16 protein-coding genes and 6 pseudogenes are annotated in these 18,746 nt (G+C 69.6%); 15 read left to right on the forward strand and 7 right to left on the reverse strand.

The genetic code is table 11. The features are described from left to right. Positions 1-479: 479 nt before the first annotated feature. A complete protein-coding gene (locus tag ACF07V_RS36160; protein WP_392160080.1) occupies positions 480-1,034 on the reverse strand; it encodes a CGNR zinc finger domain-containing protein in 555 nt (184 codons plus the stop codon). Here ACF07V_RS36160 and ACF07V_RS36165 point away from each other — a divergent pair. Next, entirely contained in the window at positions 957-2,015 is a 1,059-nt protein-coding gene (locus ACF07V_RS36165; RefSeq protein WP_392160082.1) for an NAD(P)-dependent oxidoreductase, read from the forward strand. The two genes, ACF07V_RS36160 and ACF07V_RS36165, sit on opposite strands and share 78 nt — an antisense overlap. A 49-nt stretch (positions 2,016-2,064) precedes the next feature. Further along, complete coding sequence (locus ACF07V_RS36170) at positions 2,065-2,253, forward strand: hypothetical protein (protein ID WP_392160018.1); 189 nt, start codon at positions 2,065-2,067, stop codon at positions 2,251-2,253. 209 nt (positions 2,254-2,462) lie between these two features. On the opposite strand, the gene ACF07V_RS36175 is transcribed toward ACF07V_RS36170, so the two are convergent. Then, positions 2,463-3,194 (reverse strand): SDR family oxidoreductase, encoded by a 732-nt coding sequence (locus ACF07V_RS36175; protein WP_392160019.1) that lies wholly within the window; start codon positions 3,192-3,194, stop codon positions 2,463-2,465. 95 nt (positions 3,195-3,289) lie between these two features. Between ACF07V_RS36175 and ACF07V_RS36180 the strand changes: the two genes are divergently transcribed. The 4 genes from ACF07V_RS36180 (at position 3,290) to ACF07V_RS36195 (ending at position 6,002) form a co-directional block, all read left to right on the forward strand. Beyond that, positions 3,290-4,138, forward strand: a complete 849-nt coding sequence (locus tag ACF07V_RS36180; protein WP_392160020.1) for a LysR family transcriptional regulator — start codon at positions 3,290-3,292, stop codon at positions 4,136-4,138. 97 nt (positions 4,139-4,235) lie between these two features. Next, positions 4,236-4,520 (forward strand): DUF3027 domain-containing protein, encoded by a 285-nt coding sequence (locus ACF07V_RS36185; RefSeq protein ID WP_392160022.1) that lies wholly within the window; start codon positions 4,236-4,238, stop codon positions 4,518-4,520. Between the two features lie 418 nt (positions 4,521-4,938). Further along, positions 4,939-5,442, forward strand: coding sequence for an N-acetyltransferase (locus ACF07V_RS36190; RefSeq protein WP_283461651.1), 504 nt, complete (start codon positions 4,939-4,941; stop codon positions 5,440-5,442). 149 nt (positions 5,443-5,591) lie between these two features. Continuing rightward, the gene (locus tag ACF07V_RS36195; RefSeq protein ID WP_392160024.1) at positions 5,592-6,002 is read left to right on the forward strand and encodes an ankyrin repeat domain-containing protein; all 411 of its coding nucleotides are present in this window, start codon (positions 5,592-5,594) and stop codon (positions 6,000-6,002) included. Here ACF07V_RS36195 and ACF07V_RS36200 read toward each other — a convergent pair. Beyond that, positions 5,999-6,382: pseudogene (locus ACF07V_RS36200) on the reverse strand (transposase); the annotation flags it as partial. The gene ACF07V_RS36195 and the pseudogene ACF07V_RS36200 sit on opposite strands and share 4 nt — an antisense overlap. Further along, positions 6,378-6,766, reverse strand: a pseudogene (locus ACF07V_RS36205) (transposase); the annotation flags it as partial. The pseudogenes ACF07V_RS36205 and ACF07V_RS36200, both read right to left, overlap by 5 nt. Positions 6,767-6,814: 48 nt before the next feature. Here ACF07V_RS36205 and ACF07V_RS36210 point away from each other — a divergent pair. After that, a pseudogene (locus ACF07V_RS36210) lies at positions 6,815-7,010 on the forward strand (IS5/IS1182 family transposase); the annotation flags it as partial. Here the strand turns inward: ACF07V_RS36210 and ACF07V_RS36215 are convergent. After that, complete coding sequence (locus ACF07V_RS36215) at positions 6,967-7,446, reverse strand: hypothetical protein (protein ID WP_392160089.1); 480 nt, start codon at positions 7,444-7,446, stop codon at positions 6,967-6,969. The pseudogene ACF07V_RS36210 and the gene ACF07V_RS36215 sit on opposite strands and share 44 nt — an antisense overlap. Before the next feature lie 632 nt (positions 7,447-8,078). Between ACF07V_RS36215 and ACF07V_RS36220 the strand changes: the two genes are divergently transcribed. The 3 genes from ACF07V_RS36220 (at position 8,079) to ACF07V_RS36230 (ending at position 11,638) form a co-directional block, all read left to right on the forward strand. Then, a complete protein-coding gene (locus tag ACF07V_RS36220) occupies positions 8,079-8,822 on the forward strand; it encodes an NAD-dependent epimerase/dehydratase family protein (RefSeq protein ID WP_392160025.1) in 744 nt (247 codons plus the stop codon). Positions 8,823-8,826: 4 nt separating this feature from the next. After that, a complete protein-coding gene (locus ACF07V_RS36225) occupies positions 8,827-9,711 on the forward strand; it encodes an RNA polymerase sigma-70 factor (protein WP_392160027.1) in 885 nt (294 codons plus the stop codon). Between the two features lie 721 nt (positions 9,712-10,432). Further along, positions 10,433-11,638, forward strand: coding sequence for an NAD(P)/FAD-dependent oxidoreductase (locus ACF07V_RS36230; RefSeq protein WP_392160029.1), 1,206 nt, complete (start codon positions 10,433-10,435; stop codon positions 11,636-11,638). 109 nt (positions 11,639-11,747) lie between these two features. On the opposite strand, the pseudogene ACF07V_RS36235 reads toward ACF07V_RS36230, so the two are convergent. Next, a pseudogene (locus ACF07V_RS36235) lies at positions 11,748-12,679 on the reverse strand (helix-turn-helix domain-containing protein). A gap of 458 nt (positions 12,680-13,137) precedes the next feature. Between ACF07V_RS36235 and ACF07V_RS36240 the strand changes: the two are divergent. From ACF07V_RS36240 to ACF07V_RS36250, 3 genes and pseudogenes are all read left to right on the forward strand, one after another. After that, positions 13,138-13,584, forward strand: a pseudogene (locus tag ACF07V_RS36240) (NAD(P)H-binding protein); the annotation flags it as partial. A 277-nt stretch (positions 13,585-13,861) separates the two neighbouring features. Continuing rightward, positions 13,862-14,206 (forward strand): annotated as a pseudogene (locus tag ACF07V_RS36245) (alpha/beta hydrolase); the annotation flags it as partial. 230 nt (positions 14,207-14,436) lie between these two features. Beyond that, a complete protein-coding gene (locus ACF07V_RS36250; protein WP_392160091.1) occupies positions 14,437-14,784 on the forward strand; it encodes a hypothetical protein in 348 nt (115 codons plus the stop codon). A gap of 577 nt (positions 14,785-15,361) precedes the next feature. Here the strand turns inward: ACF07V_RS36250 and ACF07V_RS36255 are convergent. Further along, the gene (locus ACF07V_RS36255) at positions 15,362-15,829 is read right to left on the reverse strand and encodes a hypothetical protein (RefSeq protein ID WP_392160031.1); all 468 of its coding nucleotides are present in this window, start codon (positions 15,827-15,829) and stop codon (positions 15,362-15,364) included. A 352-nt stretch (positions 15,830-16,181) separates the two neighbouring features. Between ACF07V_RS36255 and ACF07V_RS36260 the strand changes: the two genes are divergently transcribed. Together ACF07V_RS36260 and ACF07V_RS36265 are read left to right on the forward strand one after the other, a co-directional pair. Then, positions 16,182-17,243, forward strand: a complete 1,062-nt coding sequence (locus ACF07V_RS36260) for a low temperature requirement protein A (RefSeq protein ID WP_392160084.1) — start codon at positions 16,182-16,184, stop codon at positions 17,241-17,243. Positions 17,244-17,762: 519 nt separating this feature from the next. Further along, positions 17,763-18,632 carry a hypothetical protein gene (locus tag ACF07V_RS36265; protein WP_392160033.1) on the forward strand — a complete coding sequence of 290 codons (870 nt, stop codon included), beginning with the start codon at positions 17,763-17,765 and terminating at the stop codon, positions 18,630-18,632. The last annotated feature ends 114 nt before the right edge of the window (positions 18,633-18,746 follow it).

Raw genomic sequence — 18,746 nt, forward strand, 5'->3', positions numbered from 1 at the left:
AACACCTTCGCGGGGTGAACCCTCGTAGGGGGTCAGGTAGCCCAGAACACCACCGCGGCCGCAGGTGCAAACTCGCATGGCCCTGACCTGTCCGGGCGCGAGGGTGGCAGCGGCAGCGGGCTGGACGGAGGTCTTCTCGTCCGCGCCGACCACGTATTCGTCCGCGCCGAGCGGCTCACCGTCGAAGGTACGAGCACATAGGCGCCTGCAGTCTGACAGACCTGGCGGGCCCTACTCGGCGAACCCTCCCTGCCAGGTGCGCGCCGTGTTCAGGCGCAGGCGCGTCTCACGGGCGGCGCTGGTGTTGGAGGCCCCGCGCGCCGCGTGCAGGACGACCTGCGCGCAAGTGCAACCGACGCTCGGTCTTGTGCCCGTAGGCCATCCCGCCTGTCCGTTACTGCACGCGTGTCGTCGGGCTGTGACGGCGGCCCCCGCAAGGGCCGCCGTCGCCGGGCCCGGGCCTGTTCACGTCCGTTGGGTCAGCTCTCGGCGAGTCGTGCCTTCTTGACCTTGTTGCCGCAGGTGTTCATGGAACACCAACGGCGATTGACTCCGCGGCTGGTGTCGAGGAAGAGCCCCGCGCATCCGGGGCCTTCGCAGTTCTTGACGCGGCTGCGGTCGGGGCCCCCGAGGACGTGGATGGCATCTGTGGCCAGGACCCCCAGGGCGTCACCAACAGGCGTCGTCTCGGTCAGGCGCCATCCTGCGAGATCGTCTTCGAGCTCGGCCCTCGCGTGCCCAGCAGCCGCGGCGGTGTTGAGGGTGCGGACATCCTGCGAATTGGGCCGTGCCCCTGCGGCGATCGCCGACCCGATGCGGTAGATCGCCTCGCGCAGCTCGACGGCATCAGCCAGATCGGTCGGCGACACGTCCGGGGTGTCAAGCCCTGTGGCCTGGAGCCACATTTTCAGTCGTGCAGGGTCAGTCAGCCGCTCTCGCGGCGCCATGCCGGCTCGATCGCTGACGGTGGCAGTGAACCGGAACGCCAGGACCTCGTTGTCCATGCGGAACACACGACGTACGTCCTCGGTCATTCCCACCTCCGCAGTGGACGACAACATCTCTCGAACCTTCTTAGACGGTTCGACACGATGGTAACCCTCATGGCATGGTGGAACCGTCTTAGGCGGTTCATAGAGGAGGTTCTCCGGATGAGTGCCATCGCGGTCATAGGTCTGGGAGCAATGGGGAGGCCCATCGCACGCAACCTCCTGAAGGCCGGCCACGACGTCGTGGTGTGGAATCGCTCCGACGGGCCGGCGGACGAACTCGCTGCAGCGGGTGCCCGGCGAGCCGCCTCGCTCGCAGAGGCCGTGCACTCGTCGGTCGTCTTCTCGGCCCTGGCCGACGATCAGGCCGTCGCCGAGACGTTCATCGACTCCGGTGTTCTTGCTCAGACGCTGGACGGGACTGTTCACGTCAACCTCGCGACGGTGAGCGCCGGCCTGGCTCGCCGGGCCGACGCAGCGCACGCCGAGCATGGCGTCGGGTACGTTGCGGCACCCGTCTTCGGCCGTGTTCCGGTCGCCGAAGCCGGAGCACTCAACATCCTTGCGGCGGGCGAGCAGGGGCTGATCGACCGCGTGCAGCCGCTCTTCGACGTGATCGGCTCCCGGACCTGGCGAATCGGCGATCGCCCGGAGCAGGCCAACATCGTGAAGATACTCGGGAACTACCTGATCGCCTCCGCGATCCAGTCGCTGGGCGAGGCTGTCAGCCTCGCGGAAGGCACCGGTGTCGACTCGGAGCAGTTCGTCGAACTGCTGACCTCAACACTCTTCCCGGGATCCGTTTACGCCAGCTACGGGTCGCTGATTGCCGAACGCCGCTACCAGCCGGCCGGATTCACCACATTCCTGGGCCGCAAAGACCTCCATCTCGCGCTCGATGCAGCGAACGACCACGACATTCGGCTTCCGATCGGTGAACTGCTGCGGGCTGTCTTCGATCAGGCCATCGCCGACGGCGGCGGGGCGGACGACTGGGCGGTCATCGCGGAACAGCAGCCGCGGTGACCGCCGTAGGCCAATGCCCTGATCGCGGACTGGCGATTGCGAGCGCTGGATGTTCTTCCTCTACGACCACCTCGCTGCCGGAGGCGTCGTCGCCACCGCGACGGCCGAAGTCGGCGAACGTCGGACCCAGATGGTCGCCGACCAGGACGAGACACGCCAGGCGAGCCGGCACGAGCGTGCCCTGAACGCCGACGAGAACCTCAACGCCGCCGCCCACGCCGCGGCTCCGGCGGGCTGATCCGACGTGACCGGCGGCCGTCACCCCTCCGGTGGGGCGACTGCCGACCGTGGCGCACGGGTCACCGACGCTGTTGACGGCCTCCGGAGCGGTGCGGAGCACTGCCCCGGGCGGCGAAGCGTTGGCCGGGACCGCCACCACAGTCGATGGACCTGTTCGAGACACGCGGACGAAGCCGCCTCACCCAGGGGTGAGGACCGCCGTGCATGTCACCAGGGCACTACGCCGGCGTCGTCGAAGAACGCGCCGGTCGGGCCGTCGTCGGGCAGGGTCGCGAGTCTGATGGCGATCGCCGCGCCCTGTTCGGGGGTGCGCACGCCGCTGAAGCCGTTGAGGCCGGTCGCGACGTAGCCGGGGCAGCCGGCGTTGATCAGGATGTTCGTGCCGCTCAGTTCCCGGGCGTACTGGAGGGTGACGGCATTCAGGAACGTCTTCGACGGCGCGTACGCCACGGACACGGGGCCCGTCGTCTGCTCGGCAGCGGCTCCTGACTGCTGGGTGAGCGAGCCGAGAGTGCTGGACATGTTCACGATCCGCGGTGAGCCGGAGCGGCGCAGCAGCGGCATCATCGCGTTGGTGACGCGGATGACGCCGATCACGTTGGTCTCCATGACCGTCCGGATGGTGACGGGATCGACCCGGGTGGGCTCCTGCGGCATGTCACCTGCGATGGCGGCGTTGTTGACGAGCACATCGAGGCGCCCGGTCTGTTCCTCGATCAGCCGTGCGGCGGCGGTCGCGCTCGCGTCGTCGGTCACGTCCAGCGGTACGCCGAACGCGTCGACGCCGGCCGCGCACAGTCTCTCCACCGCGGCCTTACGGCGCTCCTCGTCGCGAGCGCCGACGCCGACGCTCCAGCCGAGGGCGCCCAGGCCCGCGGCGATCTCGTAGCCGATTCCCTTGTTCGCGCCGGTGACCAGCGCAATCGTCCGTTCAGTCATAGGGACGATGCTGCCTTCGGGCCTCGGCGGGGGTCCAACACCGATTGGGTGGGCAGCGATACCGTCAGGGTATTGATCTGAAGTAGCGTGGCCGTATGGAGACCCGGGAACTGCGGTATTTCGTCGCTGTCGCCGAAGAGCTGCACTTCGGCCGTGCCGCGCAGCGGCTCGGAATCGCGCAACCGCCCTTGTCGCGGGCGATCCAGCAGCTCGAACGCCGGCTCGGGGCAACGCTGTTGGATCGGACCAGCCGCACTGTCACGCTGACCGAGGCCGGCTCGGTGCTGTTGGTCGAGGGCCGGGCGGCCCTCGACGCGGTCGACGCGGCCGAGCGCCGGACCCGCCGTGCCGCCCTTTCCGTCACCGGCCGTCCCGGCCTGGTCCTGGTCACGAAGGCCAGCGCGTCCAGAGAACTGCTGGCGAAACTGCTCGACGCGTACGCCGCCGAACCCGGCGCGGTCCCCGTGGACGTCATCCTGTGCGGCCCGGCCGAGCAGGAACGACTCCTGCGCGAGGGCCGGGCCGACGTGGCGCTGCTGCACCGGCCGTACGACTCGACAGCCGGATTCCACACCGAAGACCTCCGCGCGGAGGGCCAGGTCGTGGTCCTGCCGGCCGGGCATCCGCTCACCGCCCGGGCCCACGTGCACATGGCCGACATCACCGGGCTGCCGGACCTGCCCCTCCCACGCTGGCCCGACCGCGACGGCACCTACCCGCCCGGCCCTGGCCCCAAGGTCCGCGACCAGGCTCAGTTGCTGCAGCTCGTCGCGCTCGGCCGTGCCTGCGCGGTCTCACCGGAGTCGTACCGAGCCCAACTGCACGGCGACCTGGCCGCAGTGCCCGTGCTGGACGCGCCGACCGTCACCACCGTGATTGCCTGGCCACCGCACAGCCGGTCCACAGCCGTCGCCGACCTTGTCCGGACTGCGACCCGTCTCTAGCGCCGCATCAGAGAACCTTCGCCCTGTTTCTCGGTGAGAGGATCACTGGCGAGCGCCGGGACTGACGGTCCCGGATCGAACGGGGGGGACATCGAGAGTGGCCGGGGATGAGCCCTGGACAGGTGACGATCAAGATCACAATGACCGGTGTCATGCGCGTTGGCGAGCGTCGTTGAACCGCTCGACGGCCCAATCCGGCTACCGGGACGCGTGGTATGACGCCCAGTGCGGAGGATGCCGCTTCTGGATCGCGTTGAGCGGGCAGCTCGGCCGGGACTACGGGGCATGCAGCAGCCCTGGCTCGTCATTCGATGGGCAAGTGCGGTTCGAGCACGACGGCTGCGAGAGCTTCGCCGACCGCGCCGACGGCTCATTCGGGTGAAGGCCGTTCAGGCGAAGTTGACTGTGGTCGGCCACGACTCTGCGGAGGCGTTCGTCGGCGGCGTGCTTGTTCCGCCAGACGATGTAGCGGCGGATCATGCTGCCCTCGGCTTTGTGGCTGTGGTGGTCGGTGCCGTCGAGGGCGAAGGAGCGCGGGGCGGTGAACTGGGCCTCTGTGGCACCTGAAGGGCACTTGCTCATGGGGACCGTCGACGGCCGGATCCTGGAGTGTCCGCCTCAGCGTTGACCTCGGCAGCGAAGCTTCAGAATCCGTTGCCGTACCGATCATGGAGTCTGTCGATCGAACGGGGGTCTCGATCGGGTGATCGCGGGCCTTGCCCGGCATGAGAACAGAGCCTGGCTGTATGCGGGGAAAATCCAGGGGAGCGGACGGCCGCGCGCTGCTACGGTCGGGCGCCATGAGCTGGCTTCCCGATGACTTCGTCCACCCCGTCCTAGTACCACTGCCGGGCGGTGGTCATCACCTGCGGCCGATCCGGGAGGTGGACACCCCGCTCGACTATCCGGCTGTGATGGGTTCGCGCGAGCGGCTGTGGACCATTTTCGGCCCGGCCTGGGGCTGGCCCGCGGACACCATGACCTACGAGGCCGACCAGGCCGACCTTTTGCGGCACGAGAAGGAGATCGCCGCGCACCAGTCCTTCAACTACGCGCTGTTCGACGCGGCGGAGACAGTTCTGCTCGGCTGTGTCTACATCGACCCGCCCGAGAGGGCCGGCGCGGACGGCGAGATCTCCTGGTGGGTAGTGGACGAGCTGGTGGGCAGCAAGGTCGAGCAGGCACTCGACGCGCTGGTGCCGCAGTGGATCGCCGCCGACTGGCCGTTCGAGCAACCGCGCTTCCTCGGCCGTGAGATCTCGTGGTCGGACTGGCTCGCCCTGCCGCAGCATCCCGACACGTAAGTGGTTGTTACCCGTACCGATCTCGAAGGCTGTCGGTCGAACGGGAGTCTCGATCAGGTGACTGCGGCGGTTTGCGCGCGTGGAAGCAGGGCCTCCTGGTAGGTCGGGGGCCCCTATCTGTTTGGTCAAGCCGGGTGAGGATGGTCGGCATGACGGATCGGGATCGGTTGGGGCGGACGGCAGTGCACTATGCGGCTGCCGATGGGGACGCGGATGGCCTGCGGGTGCTCTTGGCCGGAGGTGCCGCCGTGGAGGCAGCCGACGATGCGGGCTGGACCCCGCTCCATTTCGCGGCTCAGGCCCAGGCTCCATCGGCCATCGAGGTCCTCCTGGCCGCGGGCGCGGCGGTTGATGCCGCGGACCGGCACGGCAATACGCCGCTGTGGAGGGCGGTCTTCTGTTCGCAGGGCGAGGGTGCGACGATCCGGCTGCTGCTGGAAGCCGGTGCGGACCCCGACCGAGGTAATGGCCATGGTGTGAGCCCGCGGACGCTGGCGGGACGGATCGCCAACTATGACGTGGCTGCCCAATTTCCGGCCGGTGATGGGGCTTCGTCCTAGGCTCCGCTGCCCGCGGCGGCCGGCTGGGGTTCGTAGAAGGTTCCGTCGCGGAGCATCGCGAAGAGGACATCGGCCCGGCGTCGGGCGAGGCAGAGCAGGGCCTGGGTGTGGTGCTTGCCCTGGGCGTTCTTCTTGTCGTAGTAGGCCCGGGATGCCGGGTCGCCCAGGGTGGCGAACGCGGAGAGGAAGAAGGCCCGTTTGAGCTGCTTGCTTCCTCGTCTGGAGGGCTGTTCGCCGCGGATCGAGGAGCCCGAGCTGCGGAACGCCGGGGCGAGGCCGGCATAGGCGGCGAGGTGGCCGGCGGTGGGGAAGGTGCTACTGTCGCCGACCTCGATCAGGATGCGGGCTCCGGTCCTGACGCCGACCCCCGGCCAACTTGCCGCGGTCGGTCGGATTCGGTCCGGTCAGCGGCCCCCTTTTGCGGCCCGCAGGCTGACGGAGTCGATCGCGCACCGTGACCAGTCCAGCTCGCCTCGCGCTCCGAGTTCGTCGAGGATCACGCGGTAGAGCCGGGCCCAGACCCGGTCCCGGCTCCACTGGGCGAACCGGCGGTAGACCGTGGGCCAGGCCGGGCCGAACACCGGCGGCAACTGCCGCCACGTGCAGCCTGACGTCGCCACGAAGATGATCGCCGTCAGGGCCTCATGGTCACGTGCCCGACGCCGACCACCGCCTTGTGGACGCGTGACCACTGTCGGCGGCACCACCCGCCGGAACAGCACCCACAACTCCTCCGGCACCGGCCGTTCAACGAGATCCGTCATGCATGGATCAACGACCGATCACGCCATAAGAAAAGACGTCTTATTCGCCGCTGGCGCGAGCACGGGCTGATCGCCGAGTTCCACGACCGGCTGCGCGGGACGGTCCGTGAGCGCGAGGGCCGCGAGGCCGAGCCCACGGCGGGGATCATCGACGCGCCGTCAGTGAAGGCCGCGGCCTCGGTGTCGGCCGCCTCACGCGGCTACGACGGCGGGAAGAAGGTGCCGGGCCGCAAGCGGCGGTTGCGGGATGCCTGGGTCTGGGCGAGGCGGGCTGCAGCTGTGAGTGCCCTGTGCGTCAGGCGCCGGAGTTGGGAGGGGCCCCGCAGCGTCCGCATCGCGCACAAGGCGAAGAAGAACTGTCCCATGATGGCGATGGGCAGGAGCGGGGGGAAGAAGACCAGGTACCAGAGAGGGAGGAGCAGGAGCAGACTCAACGGACCCCGGAACGCCAAACCGCTGCGCTTGCTGGCCAGTCCGTAGATGACGCTGATCAGGAGGGACGGGATCCCGATCGTCTCGAAAAGGTTCTGGAAGTCGTAGGCGGTGAGCCTGAAGTCCGGGGATAGAGACTCCGACACGGCCGCCCATGTGATCGCGAAGGTGATGGCGTATCGGACGACCAGGTCGACGATGCGTAGTCCGATGACTCCCAGGTTCCGCCACGGTGTGTCTGGGTCCATGGCTGCTCCCTTGATGGCATGGCTGATGGGGGCGGCACGACACTTCGGCGTCCGCTGCGTAACATCCTGCCAGCCGTATTGAACGCGTTCAATAGTGGGTGTGAGTGCGCGTTGCGGGCGGCTGCCTTCCAGGCCGGCGCCCCGACCGTCCCTCAGGGGGTGATGGGGCAAAACCCACCGGTGCAGACGGCCGGAGCGAACGGCGCCCCGGCGGCCGACCCGCTCCCGCCCGACTCGTCTCCAGAAACCGGAGCGGCTCCCGCCTCTGGCGGCGGACGTGACGTCGTGAAACCCGGACCGGGGCTCCTGAGGTAGACGGCCCTCCATCGCCGCGTGGGTGAGGAGGGTGTGCTCTGGTGTGGTGTGGGTCACCTCGGCGTTCTGTCACGTTCGAAGGAGGCTGCCTGTCCCATGGGCGTCACCCAGACCGAACGAAACCGAGGGAGCGCAGGCATGAAAGTTCTGCTGGCGGGTGCGAGCGGGGCCCTGGGGCAGCGAGTCCATCGCAAGATGAAGGCGGCCGGGCACGACGTGGCCACCCTGGGCCGGGGAGCCGGCAGTTCGGTCCGCGCGGACCTCCTGGACGGGCAGGCGGTGCTGCGGGCTGTCGAGGGCTGGCCTTCGACGCGGTCGTGCACGCCGCCACCGCACTCGGCGGGATGGCCATGATGAGGCACCAGGACTTGGCCGCCACCAACGCGCTGCGCACCGAGGGCACTGCCCATCTGCTGGAGGCCGCCCGGGAGACCGGGGCCGGCCGGTTCGTGGTGGAGTCGATGATGTTCGGCTACGGCTACGGGGACCACGGCGACGGACTGTTGACCGAAGACCGGACGACCTTCGGACCTCACCAGGTCGACCCCTGGCTCGAGCGGCACGTCGGGGCGTTGCGTACCAAGGAGGAGCTGGCCTTCACCGTCGACGGCATCGAGGGAATCAGCCTGCGGTACGGCCTGTTCTACGGTGCCGGCACCACCGACGTCCACCTGGTGCCGAAGCTGCGCAAGCGGAAGGTGCCGGCTGTCGCCGATCAGGGGCGGGCGCTGTCCTGGGTGGACGTGGACGACGCCGCCCGCGCCGTCGTCCTCGCGCTGGAGAAGGGCCGGGCGGGACAGGCGTACAACAGCGCCGACGACACACCGGTGGGCTTCGGTGAGCACCTGCGCGCGGTGGCCGCCGCGTTCGGCGCGCCACGGCCGATGGCCGTCCCCTTGTGGCTCCTCAGGCCGGCCCCCTTGGCGCACAGCATCATGGCGACCAATCTCCGTCTGTCCAACGCGAAGGCGAAGCACGAGCTCGGCTGGCAGACCAGCCACCCGGGCGGCGTGGCCGGGGTGCAAACGCTTGCCCGGCGGCTCGCCGTTCCGGCAGCCTGAGCCGATGATCGATTCCCCGCCCGTCCAGGACCCGTTCTTCGAGCACCGGCGGCTGCTGTTCGCCACCGCCTACCGAATGCTGGGCAGTGTCGCCGATGCCGAGGACATCCTGCAGGACGCCTGGCTCAGCTGGTCGAGCGTCGACCACGCCTCCGTTCGGCAGCCGAAGGCGTACCTGGTGCGCACCGTCACCAACCTGTCGCTGAACCGGCTCACCTCTGCCCGGGCCACCCGTGAGTCCTACGTCGGACCGTGGCTGCCCGAACCGGTACTGACCGGCCCTGACATCGCGGAGAAGACCGACATGGCCGAGACCGTCTCGATGGCAATGCTCGTGGTGATGGAGAGTCTCAGCCCGATCGAGCGCGCTGTCTTCGTGCTGCGCGAAGTCTTCGGCTACTCCCACGCCGAACTCGCCGAGGTGCTGGAACGCCCCGAACCTACGATCCGCCAGATCGCGCACCGGGCGCGCTCCCACGTACAGGCCCGAAGGCCTCGCTTCGACACCGACCGTGCCCAGCGCGACCAGATCACCGACCGCTTCCTGGCCGCCTGCGCCGGCGGGGACCTGAACGCGATGATGGAACTGCTGGCCCCGGACGTCACCGCCTGGTCCGACGGCGGCGGCAAGGTCACCGCCTCGCGCCGCCCACTGCACGGCACCTCGGCCGTGGGCCGCTGGCTGATCGGTGTGCTTGCCAAGCCGGACTCCCAGGGCATCACCCTGAGCGCCATCGAGATCAATGGCGAACTCGGCATCCTCGCCTCCTTCGGCGACACCCCGGTCGGTGCGCTCTCCTTCGACCTGGTCGACGGGCGGATGCAGAACCTGCGCCTGCAGGTCAACCCGGACAAGCTCGCCGGCCTGGACGACGAGCGCACCTCCTGAGGCATCGCTCCGTGACCCTGCTGGGCTCGTGCAGGCCGTCCTGTGCGCACCCGCGTGGTCATCGTGTCGGCGGCGGCCGGTCCCACACCGGGTCCGAGCGGGAGCCCCGGCAGGAGTGAATGCGATGTCCGGTTTCCTCGTTTCCTCAAGTTCTGCGGCCTGGTTGCCGGCGCCGTCGGCAGCCTGTGGTTCATCAGCTTCTGCGGCGCAGCGGTGTTTGGCGAGCCATGCGCTCCGGGCAGGATCAAACCCGGCGTGGTGTGTGCGGACCGAGGCGGGGCCGAGCACACGTATGCGGAGGCGCGAGCGGTCGAGAATCGCGAGCGGCGGCAGATGAAGACCAGCGGGCGGCGGCAGATGAAGCCCAGCGGGACCCCGTCGCGGTCGGCGTGGGGCTCGTCGTCTTCGGCGGAACGCTCTTGCGCAGCCCCGGAGCCGCATCTGAACGACGGGCAGTCTTGGGCGGCACGTGAGAGCCGGGCTCCGACCGGATGGTCGGAGCCCGGCTCTTTGGTGTCGGAAGTGAAGGGCCTGGCGGCTCCGTCGGCGCACAGGCCCGACCGGGCCTGGCGGCTCCGACGCCCGCATAGGCCCGACCAGCGAGGTCACCGCAGGACTGGCGCCATGTGACGCAGGTCACCTTCGGGACTGTCACGTCACCGCACCTTTGCTTGTCCCGTGGATGTCCCCGAAATCGCGACGACTCAACGGAGCGCGCAAGATGAACTCGAACCACCGCATCGTCGTTCTCGGTGCTGGCTACACGGGCATGTTCACCGCCATCCGACTGGCCCACCGCACCCGCCGGACCGGCGTGAAGATCACACTGGTCAACCCCTCGAGCCGGTTCGTGGAGCGGCTGCGGATGCACCAGATCGCCGCCGGGCAGAAGCTGGCCGCGCACCGGATCCCCGACCTGCTCGCCGGTACGGGCGTCAGGTTCGTCCAGGGCACAGCCACGGCCATCGATCCCGAAGCCCGGACCGTCATCGTCGACGGCAGCCTCTCCCTCGGATATGACACCCTCGTCTACGCGCTGGGCAGCTGGACCGACACCGGCAACGTCCCCGGCGCCGACACCCACGCGCTCACCCTCAACAGCCCGGAGATCGCCGGCCGCTTCGCCGCGCGGGCCGCCGAGCTCGCACGGGCCGGCGGCACGGTCACCGTCTGCGGCGGCGGCCTGACCGGCGTAGAGGCGGCCACCGAGCTCGCGGACGCCCACCCCGGCCTGAACGTCACCCTGATCAGCACGGAGGAGCCCGGCGCGATGATGGGAGACAAGGCTCGCGCGTACCTGCACCGCGCGCTGGACCGCCTCGGTATCACCGTGACATCCGGCGTCCGTGTCGCCCGGGTGTTGCCCGACGCCGTCCAGCTGGCCGACGGCCGCACGATCCGCTCCGACGCCTGCTTGTGGACCACCGGCGTCAGGGTGTCGTCGCTCGCCGCGGACTCGAAGATCGCCACCGATGGCCGCGGACTGATCCTGACCGACGCCACGCTGCGGTCGGTCTCCCACCCGGAGATCCACGCCGTCGGCGACGCCGCCTCCGTCCGCATGACCTGGGGCCAGCTCCACGGCTCCTGCCAGAGCGGGCTGCCGACCGCCCAGTACACCGCCGACACCATCGCTCGGCTGGTACACGGCAAGACCGTCAAGCCGTTCCGCTTCGGTTACTTCCACCAGCCGCTCAGCCTCGGCCGGCGCGACGCGGTCATCCAGTTCACCAGGGCCGACTTCACCCCGGCCCGCTGGCGCCTCACCGGTCGCGCCGCCGTGATGTACAAGGAGCTGGTCAGCGGCAGCCCGCTGATGACGTACCGCTACAGCAAGCGCATGAACATGACCACGTTCGTCTCCAAGGGCGCCACCGCCTCCCTGGAGCCCGCCGTATGCCCGCCCTCCCGGCTCCCGGCGCCGTGATCCGCTGGATCTCCGGGGATCCGCTCGACGTGCGGTCCACGTCGCCGGCGCTGTTCCTTGCAGGGGCATGAGGAACATGCGTTCCTCCGCGGCACGAGCTGGTGCTGGGTCAGTGCTGCGGTCCAGGAGGGGGTGCGGGCTCGGTGTCGGCGTGGGTTCGTGCCGGTGTGCCGGTGGCGGGAGCGTTGTCCGCGGTGGTGGGAGGGTGCGTGGTCACCCATGAGGCCAGGAAGGCCAGGCCGTCGTGGCTGGCGGTGGCGGGTGCGGCTGTCCAGACGACGAGTTGCTGGTCGGGGTCGGTGGCGACGGCGAGTGTCTCCCAGTCGAGGGTGAGTTCGCCGACGAGCGGATGGCGGAGGGTCTTGACACCCGTGGTCTGGGCGGCGACGTTGTGGGCGGCCCACCACTGTCGGAAGTGGGATCCTTGATCGACAGCTCGCCGACCAGTTCGGTCAGGCGCGGGTCATCCGGGTGGCGGGCTTCTTCCATGCGCAGGAAGGCGACGCAGTCGGGAGCCACCTGCTCCCAGTTCGCGTAGCGCTGCCGCATTTCCGAGTCGGAGAAGACCAGACGGGCGTAGTTGCGCTGCTTGTCGGGGAGCTGGGAGAAGTCGCTGAGGAGTGCTGCGGCGAGAGGGTTCCAGGCCAGGATGTCCATGCGGCGTCCCAGGACGATCGCGGGCGCGCCGAGAGCGTCGAGCAGGCGTCGGGTCTGGGGCCGTACCTCCTGCGACTTCGGCCGCCGGCGGCGGTGGGCTTCCTTCCCGGCGAGTTCGAGGAGGTAGGTGTGCTGGTCGTCGTCCAGGCGCAGCACGTCGGCGAGGGCGGCGAGGACCGGTGCGGAAGCCTGTAGCCGGCCCTGTTCAAGGCGCGTGTAGTACTGGACGCTGATCGATGCCAGCTGGGCCACCTCTTCGCGTCGCAGTCCGGGTACGCGCCGGTGCTCTCCGTCCGTAGCCAAGCCGAGGTCTGCGGGCGTCAGCTCTGCACGCCGTGCCTTGAGGAACTGGCCCAGCTCGGTGCGGTTCGCTTCCTCGCCCATGGCTCCACCGTACTGTCGCGTCCCGGCCCCGGACCGGACGAAGAGGGGTAGGGATCATTACCCCGCTGCGGGGCCTGGGTCGCCCCGGCCCGTTGCGGGGCCAGGGGCCGCCCCGCACATCCGGCCACTGCTTGGCCGCGGCATCTTACGGCCCGCGGGGGAGAGGGGGATGTCGGGGCGGGGGGTAGGGATTCCTACTCTGCTCCCCTCCGTCGGCCTCTGGCATCGTCCAGAACGGGGGTGCCCATCTGTAGCAGGGAGCGTACGGTCATGGCCGTCAAAGTTCTGGTCCTCGGCGCCGGCGGGCGGATCGCCCGGTGGGCCGTGGACATGCTCGGGCGCGAGGATGTGGAGCTCACCCTTCTGGCGCGCGAGGGGAAGCACCCGTTGGACGTGCCGCCGGGCGCCCCGGTGGTCGAGGGCGACGTCCTTGACCCCGAGGTGCTCGGCAGGCGCTCCAGGGACAGGACGTCGTCTACGCGAACCTGGCCGGCGACCTCGACGAAGAGGCACGGGCGATCGTCACGGCGAGGGACGCCGCCGGTGTGCGGCGGCTGCTGTTCGTCACGGCCCTGGGCATCTACGACGAGGTACCCGGCGCTTTCGGCCGCTGGAACACGCAGACGATCGGAATCGACACGCTGCGTACCTACCGGGCGGCCGCCGACGCGATCACCTCCTCCGGTCTCGACTACACGATCCTGCGTCCGGCGTGGCTCTCGGACAAGGACGAGATCGACTACGAGGTCACCTCGCGCGACGAGCCGTTCCGCGGAACCACCGTCTCCCGAAAGTCCGTGGCAGCCCTCGCGGTCGAGATCATCAAGGATCCGCAGCAGTGGGTACGCGCCGACCTGGGAGTGAGCAAGCCGGGCACCGAAGGCGACCGCCCCGTATTCGACTGACCCCACGGGCGGGCGGCGTACGAAGTGCCGCCCTCCGCCGGAGCACCGCCGCCATCGGCCCCGTGCGCGGCACCGCGATGCCCAGTCCTCAATCGGCCGAGCCGTCGGACGAGGGGGTAAAGATCCTTACCCTCCACACCAGCCGACCGCCGTGAAACGGTTGAAACATCGCAATCCCACCACGGGCGACAAGCCCGAACTCCGCTCATAGCACCGGGCCCGACTCTGCCCCGAACACACACAGCATCTCCCTCAGGAGGCGTCAGCCGCGGAAACCGTGACCTTCAAGAACAAGCACATCGACGTCGCCGCCGACATCCACTTCCCGCCCGGCTTCGACCCGGCCCGCAAGTACCCCGCCATCGTCAGCGCCCACCCCGTCGGCAGCTGCAAGGAACAGACCTCCGGCTCCGTCTACGGCAAGGTGTTCGCCGAAGCGGGCTTCGTCGTCCTCGCCTTCGACGCCGGGTTCCAGGCCGCCAGCAGCGGCGAACCGCGCCACCTCGAAGACGCGACCTGGCGCGTGGAGGACTTCCGCTGCGCCGCCGACTACCTGGTCACCCTCGACTACGTCGACGAGGACCGCATCGGCGTGTTCGGCATGTGTGCCGGCGGCGGCTACACCTGGTCCGCCGCGATGACCGAACGCCGCTTCAAGGCCGTGGCGACCGTGACCGGAGTCAACCTCGGACGGCTGCTGCGCCAGGGAGACATGTCCGCCGACGCCGCCATCACCACCCTGGAGGCGATCGCGGCCCAGCGCACCGCCGAAGCGCGCGGCGGCGAGCGACGCCTCGACAGCTCGCTGCCCCCTCGGTCGAGAAGGCCAACGAGCTCGGCCTCGTGCCCCCCATGCACATCGACGTGGCGGAAGCCACCGAGTACTACAAGACACCGCGCGGAGCACACCCCCACGGCACCAACCTGTGGCTGTTCTCCTCCCTCGCCCCCACCGTCGACTTCGACGCCTACCACCTCGCGGACAAGCTGCTCACCCAGCCCCTGCTGCTCATCGTCGGCAACAAGCCGGGGGAGTTCGGCGCCTACCGCGACGCGCACACGGTCTTCGACCTCGCCGCGTCCAAGGACAAGGAGCTGCTCATCATCCCTGGCGTCTCCCACTACGACCTCTACGACAAGCCCGAGGCCGTCCAGCCGGCCCTCGACGCGCTCATCCGCTTCTTCACCAAGCACCTCTGAGGGCCTTCTTCACCAAGCACCTCTGAGCGCCCCGGATTCTTCACCAAGCACCTCTGAGCGCCCCGGATTCTTTACCAAGCACCTCTGAGTGCCCCGGACGCCTACCCCGCACGCCGCACCCGAACGGACGAGAGGGCACGCGCCCTCTCGTCCGCCCAGCACCCCGAGGTGGAGCCACCCGTGAGCATGCCCTCACCCAGGGCTTCGCCTTCACCCGGCGCGTCCCGGTCCTGCGCCGGCCCGACGAGTACGGCCTCGCCTACGAGGCCGTCACCTTCCCCTCCCAGGACGGCACCCCGCTGGAAGGCTGGTTCATCCCTGCCGACTCCGACAGGCTCGTCATCGCCAACCACCCCATGCCGGCCAACCGGTACGGCTACCCCGGGCACCTGCGCCAGTACGCCACTCCCTTCGCCGACTTCGAGATCAACTTCCTGCCCGACTACAAGAACCTCCACGACGCCGGCTACAACGTCCTCGCCTACGATCTGCGCAACCACGGCCGCAGCGGCGCTGCCAACGGCGGCATGGTCGGCATCGGGCAGTTCGAGTACCGCGACGTGATCGGCTCCATCCGTTACGGCGTGAACGCCTGGGCACCGGCAACTCCCGCATCGCGCTCCTCTCCCGCTGCCTCGGCGCGAACTCCACCATCGTCGCCCTGTCCAAGCACCCGGAGGAGTTCGAGAACCTCGCCGCCCTCGTCGCCGTCCAGCCCGTCTCCCTGCGCGCCCTCGCCGAGACGGCCCTCACACAGGTCCCCGGCGGCATCGGCCTCCTGGAGACCGAACTGAAGAACCTCACCGGCTTCGACCTCGACGAGCTCTCCCCCCTCGCCTACGCGAAGGACGTCACCACACCCACGCTCGTCGCCCAGGTCCACGACGACTCCAGCACCCGCCCCGAAGACGTCCAGAGCATCTACGACGACCTCGCCACCACCAGCAAGAAGCTGCACTGGATCGAGGGCACCACCCGCCGTTTCGACGGATACAACTACTTCCCGAACCACCCCGAGCAGATGCTCGACTGGTTCGCGACCCACCTCACCTGACCCGCCTCACCTGACCGACCTGACCCGCCTCACCTGACCGACCTGACCCGCCTCACCTGACCCACCTCACCTGACCCGCCCTCATGCCTGCCCGGGCGCCCAGGCTCGCCGGGCGCCGCAGGCCCGGCCGGGCCGCAGCCGCGTGACAGCTGCGCAGCGGACGGGCACCCATGTTGACCGCCCCCGGCCCGGATACACCCCGGGCTCGCCCGAAACCGAGGCGTAGGAGACCCCGCCATGAGCAGCCTTCCCCAGCCCCTGCGACTGAGGCGGGAAGTCTCGCCGCTGTAACTCTTCTAGCCTCGTCTTCGTCTTCGCGGTCTCGCAGCTCTCCCACCACCTCCTGGAGCACCTCACCTGGCGAGGTGCCGCGGAGACCGCCGTCCTGCTGATCGCCGTCTTCGGGACCTGGGCCTACACCAGCATGGAGGCGGCCCTCCTCGACGTCAGCCGCCAGGTGACACGATGGATGATCGTCGGCGTCATGGGCCTCGGGCTGTTCATGAACGCAGCCATCTCCCACGCCTTCGACGACCGGGCCTGGGCCTTCGTCATTCCGCTGCTGGCCATCCTCTTCGGCGCCTGCGCCACCACCGCGCTGGCCGCTCGCAGCAACCCCCTGCGCGAACACTTCCAACGGACCCTCGTATGGATCACGGCCTCCGCCGCCCTCTGGATCGCAGGCGCCGCAACCAACCCCGACGCACGCCTCTGGTGGTGGGGCGCCGCCGCTCTGGTGGACCTCGCCGGCACATGGCTCGCCCACCCCCTGCCCGGCCGCACCCTCAGCGACAGCGCGCTGGGGCTCGACGCCGAGCACATGATCGAACGCCTCCGGCTCTTCTTCATCATCGTCCTCGGCGAAACCGTCATCACCGCAGGCCGCGCGATGACCGACACCCCCCTCACCGCCTCCACCGTCCTCGCCACCGCGGGAGTCTTCGCAGCCCTCGTCTGCATGTGGGCCTTCTACTTCGGAGGCGCCGAAACCGTCATCACCACCACCGTCGCCACCAGTAGCACCGACCCCATGCGCACCGTGCGCCTCGGCATCAACTGTGCGTACCTCGTACTTGCGGCACTCGTCGCCTTCGCCGTCGGCAGCGAGCTCGCCATCGCCCACCCCACAGGCCACGGCAGCGCCACCCTCGCCCTGCTCCTCTTCGGCGGCCCCTTCCTCTACCTCGTCACCACCGCCTGGTTCTTCCACACCACCGCAGGCGGCGCCTGGAAGGAGCGCCTCGTGGCGGCCATGACCCTCATCGTGACCGGCGTGGCCGCGGTCTGGCTGGTCCCGCTCGCCTCCCTCGCCCTCCTCAACGTCGTCCTCATCACCACCGCGGTCACCCTCACCCGCGCCCACCGGCGGCTGACCAACGCCCTTCAAACCACGACCACGGACTGAACGCGGCCGCCGCTGCGGTTCGTCGAGGGCGACGACGCCCTTGCCGCCGCCGAGGCCAAGGTCAAAGACCTGCTCGCCCAGGCCGAAGCCGCCTGAGGCGCCACTGAGGACCGCTTCATGCAGCACATCGCCATGTGGGACGGCACCGCGCCCGGCGACGAGCTACCCGAGACCACCTGGCTGGAGCACATCACCGACGAGCAGTACGACGCGCCGCGCACTCGCAGCCACTGACCGGCCAGGCATCACCGGGAATACCGCACGGTCGAATGACTCTCCCTGCCAACTGGGGCCTGGGAGTGGACCGCCGAGCGCCGGGAGGCGTACGCGACTGCGGGCGGCCCGTCCTTCGGGCTCCGTCCTGTCGGAGGCCGTGTTCCGACGGTAGGGGGCGGCGGGCGAGGAAGGCCCTGCGGGAAGACGTTGTGCGGACCGGGCGGGTGACTGGACCAGGCATTCGGCGGAGCCGCGGCCAATAGGGTCGCCCCCGGCCCGGTGATTGCGGCGCACAGTAGGAACGTGGATGTCGAGGAGATCGCTGACGAGCTGTACGCCCTGAAGCCGGCCGACTTCGTTGCGGCGCGTGACGCGTACGTCGCTGAGGCCCGTAAGGCGAAGGATCCCGCCGCGGCGAAGGCGATCGCCGCCCTGCGCCGGCCCGCGCTCGCGGCGTGGGCCGCGAATCTCCTGGCTCGTCAGCGGCCGGAGGACGCCGGGCAGTTCCTGACGGTGGGGGAGACGCTCCGGGAGGCCCACCGGACGCTCGACGCCGAACAACTGCGGACGGCGAGCCGGCAGCGGCACCAGCTCGTCACCGCCCTCGCCCGGACTTCCGCCACCCTGGCAGGCGAGGCGGGGCAGCCGGTGAGCGAGGCGGTGCTGCACGAGATCGAGCAGTGTCTCCACGGCGTGCTCGCCCACGCGGATGTTGCCGAGCTGTGGGCGAAGGGCCGGCTGGTGAAGGTGCCCGAGGCCGCGGTCGGTTTTGGCGCCATCGCCCCGGAGTCGGCGCCCGCTCGGCCGGCCCCGGCGAAGAAGCCCGCGCCGGAGAAGGGGCGTGGCCGGGAGGATGCGCAGCGGCTACGGAGCCTCGAGCGGGCCCGTGTGACGGTGCAGGAGGCCGATGCCGAGGTCGAGCGGCGCGAACAGGAGCTCAGCGAGGCCCACAACGCGCAGGAGGCTGCGGCGGCGAGCGCTGAGGAGGCCGGCGAGCTGGTCCGCCGCCTGGAGGGCGAGATCCAGGCGGCTCGGCAGGCCAGACGTGACCAGGAGGCCGCTGCGACGGAAGGCGCCACTGCCGCCAGGACTGCCGAGCGTGCCCTGCGCGAGGCTCGCCGTGCCGCCGAACGCGCCCACCGCGCGGTGGAACGCCTGGAAACTGCGGAATAGGAGGCACTGGCGGCTCACCGGACGGGGCGGCCGGCCCGTCTGAGGTGCTCTCTGACCTCGCCACCTGCCTGCCCTCCTACCCACGTCACGTCCAATGCCTTGACGGGACCTCTG

Origin of the sequence: Streptomyces sp. NPDC015661, from assembly GCF_043077765.1 — a bacterium.
GTDB lineage: Bacteria > Actinomycetota > Actinomycetes > Streptomycetales > Streptomycetaceae > Streptomyces.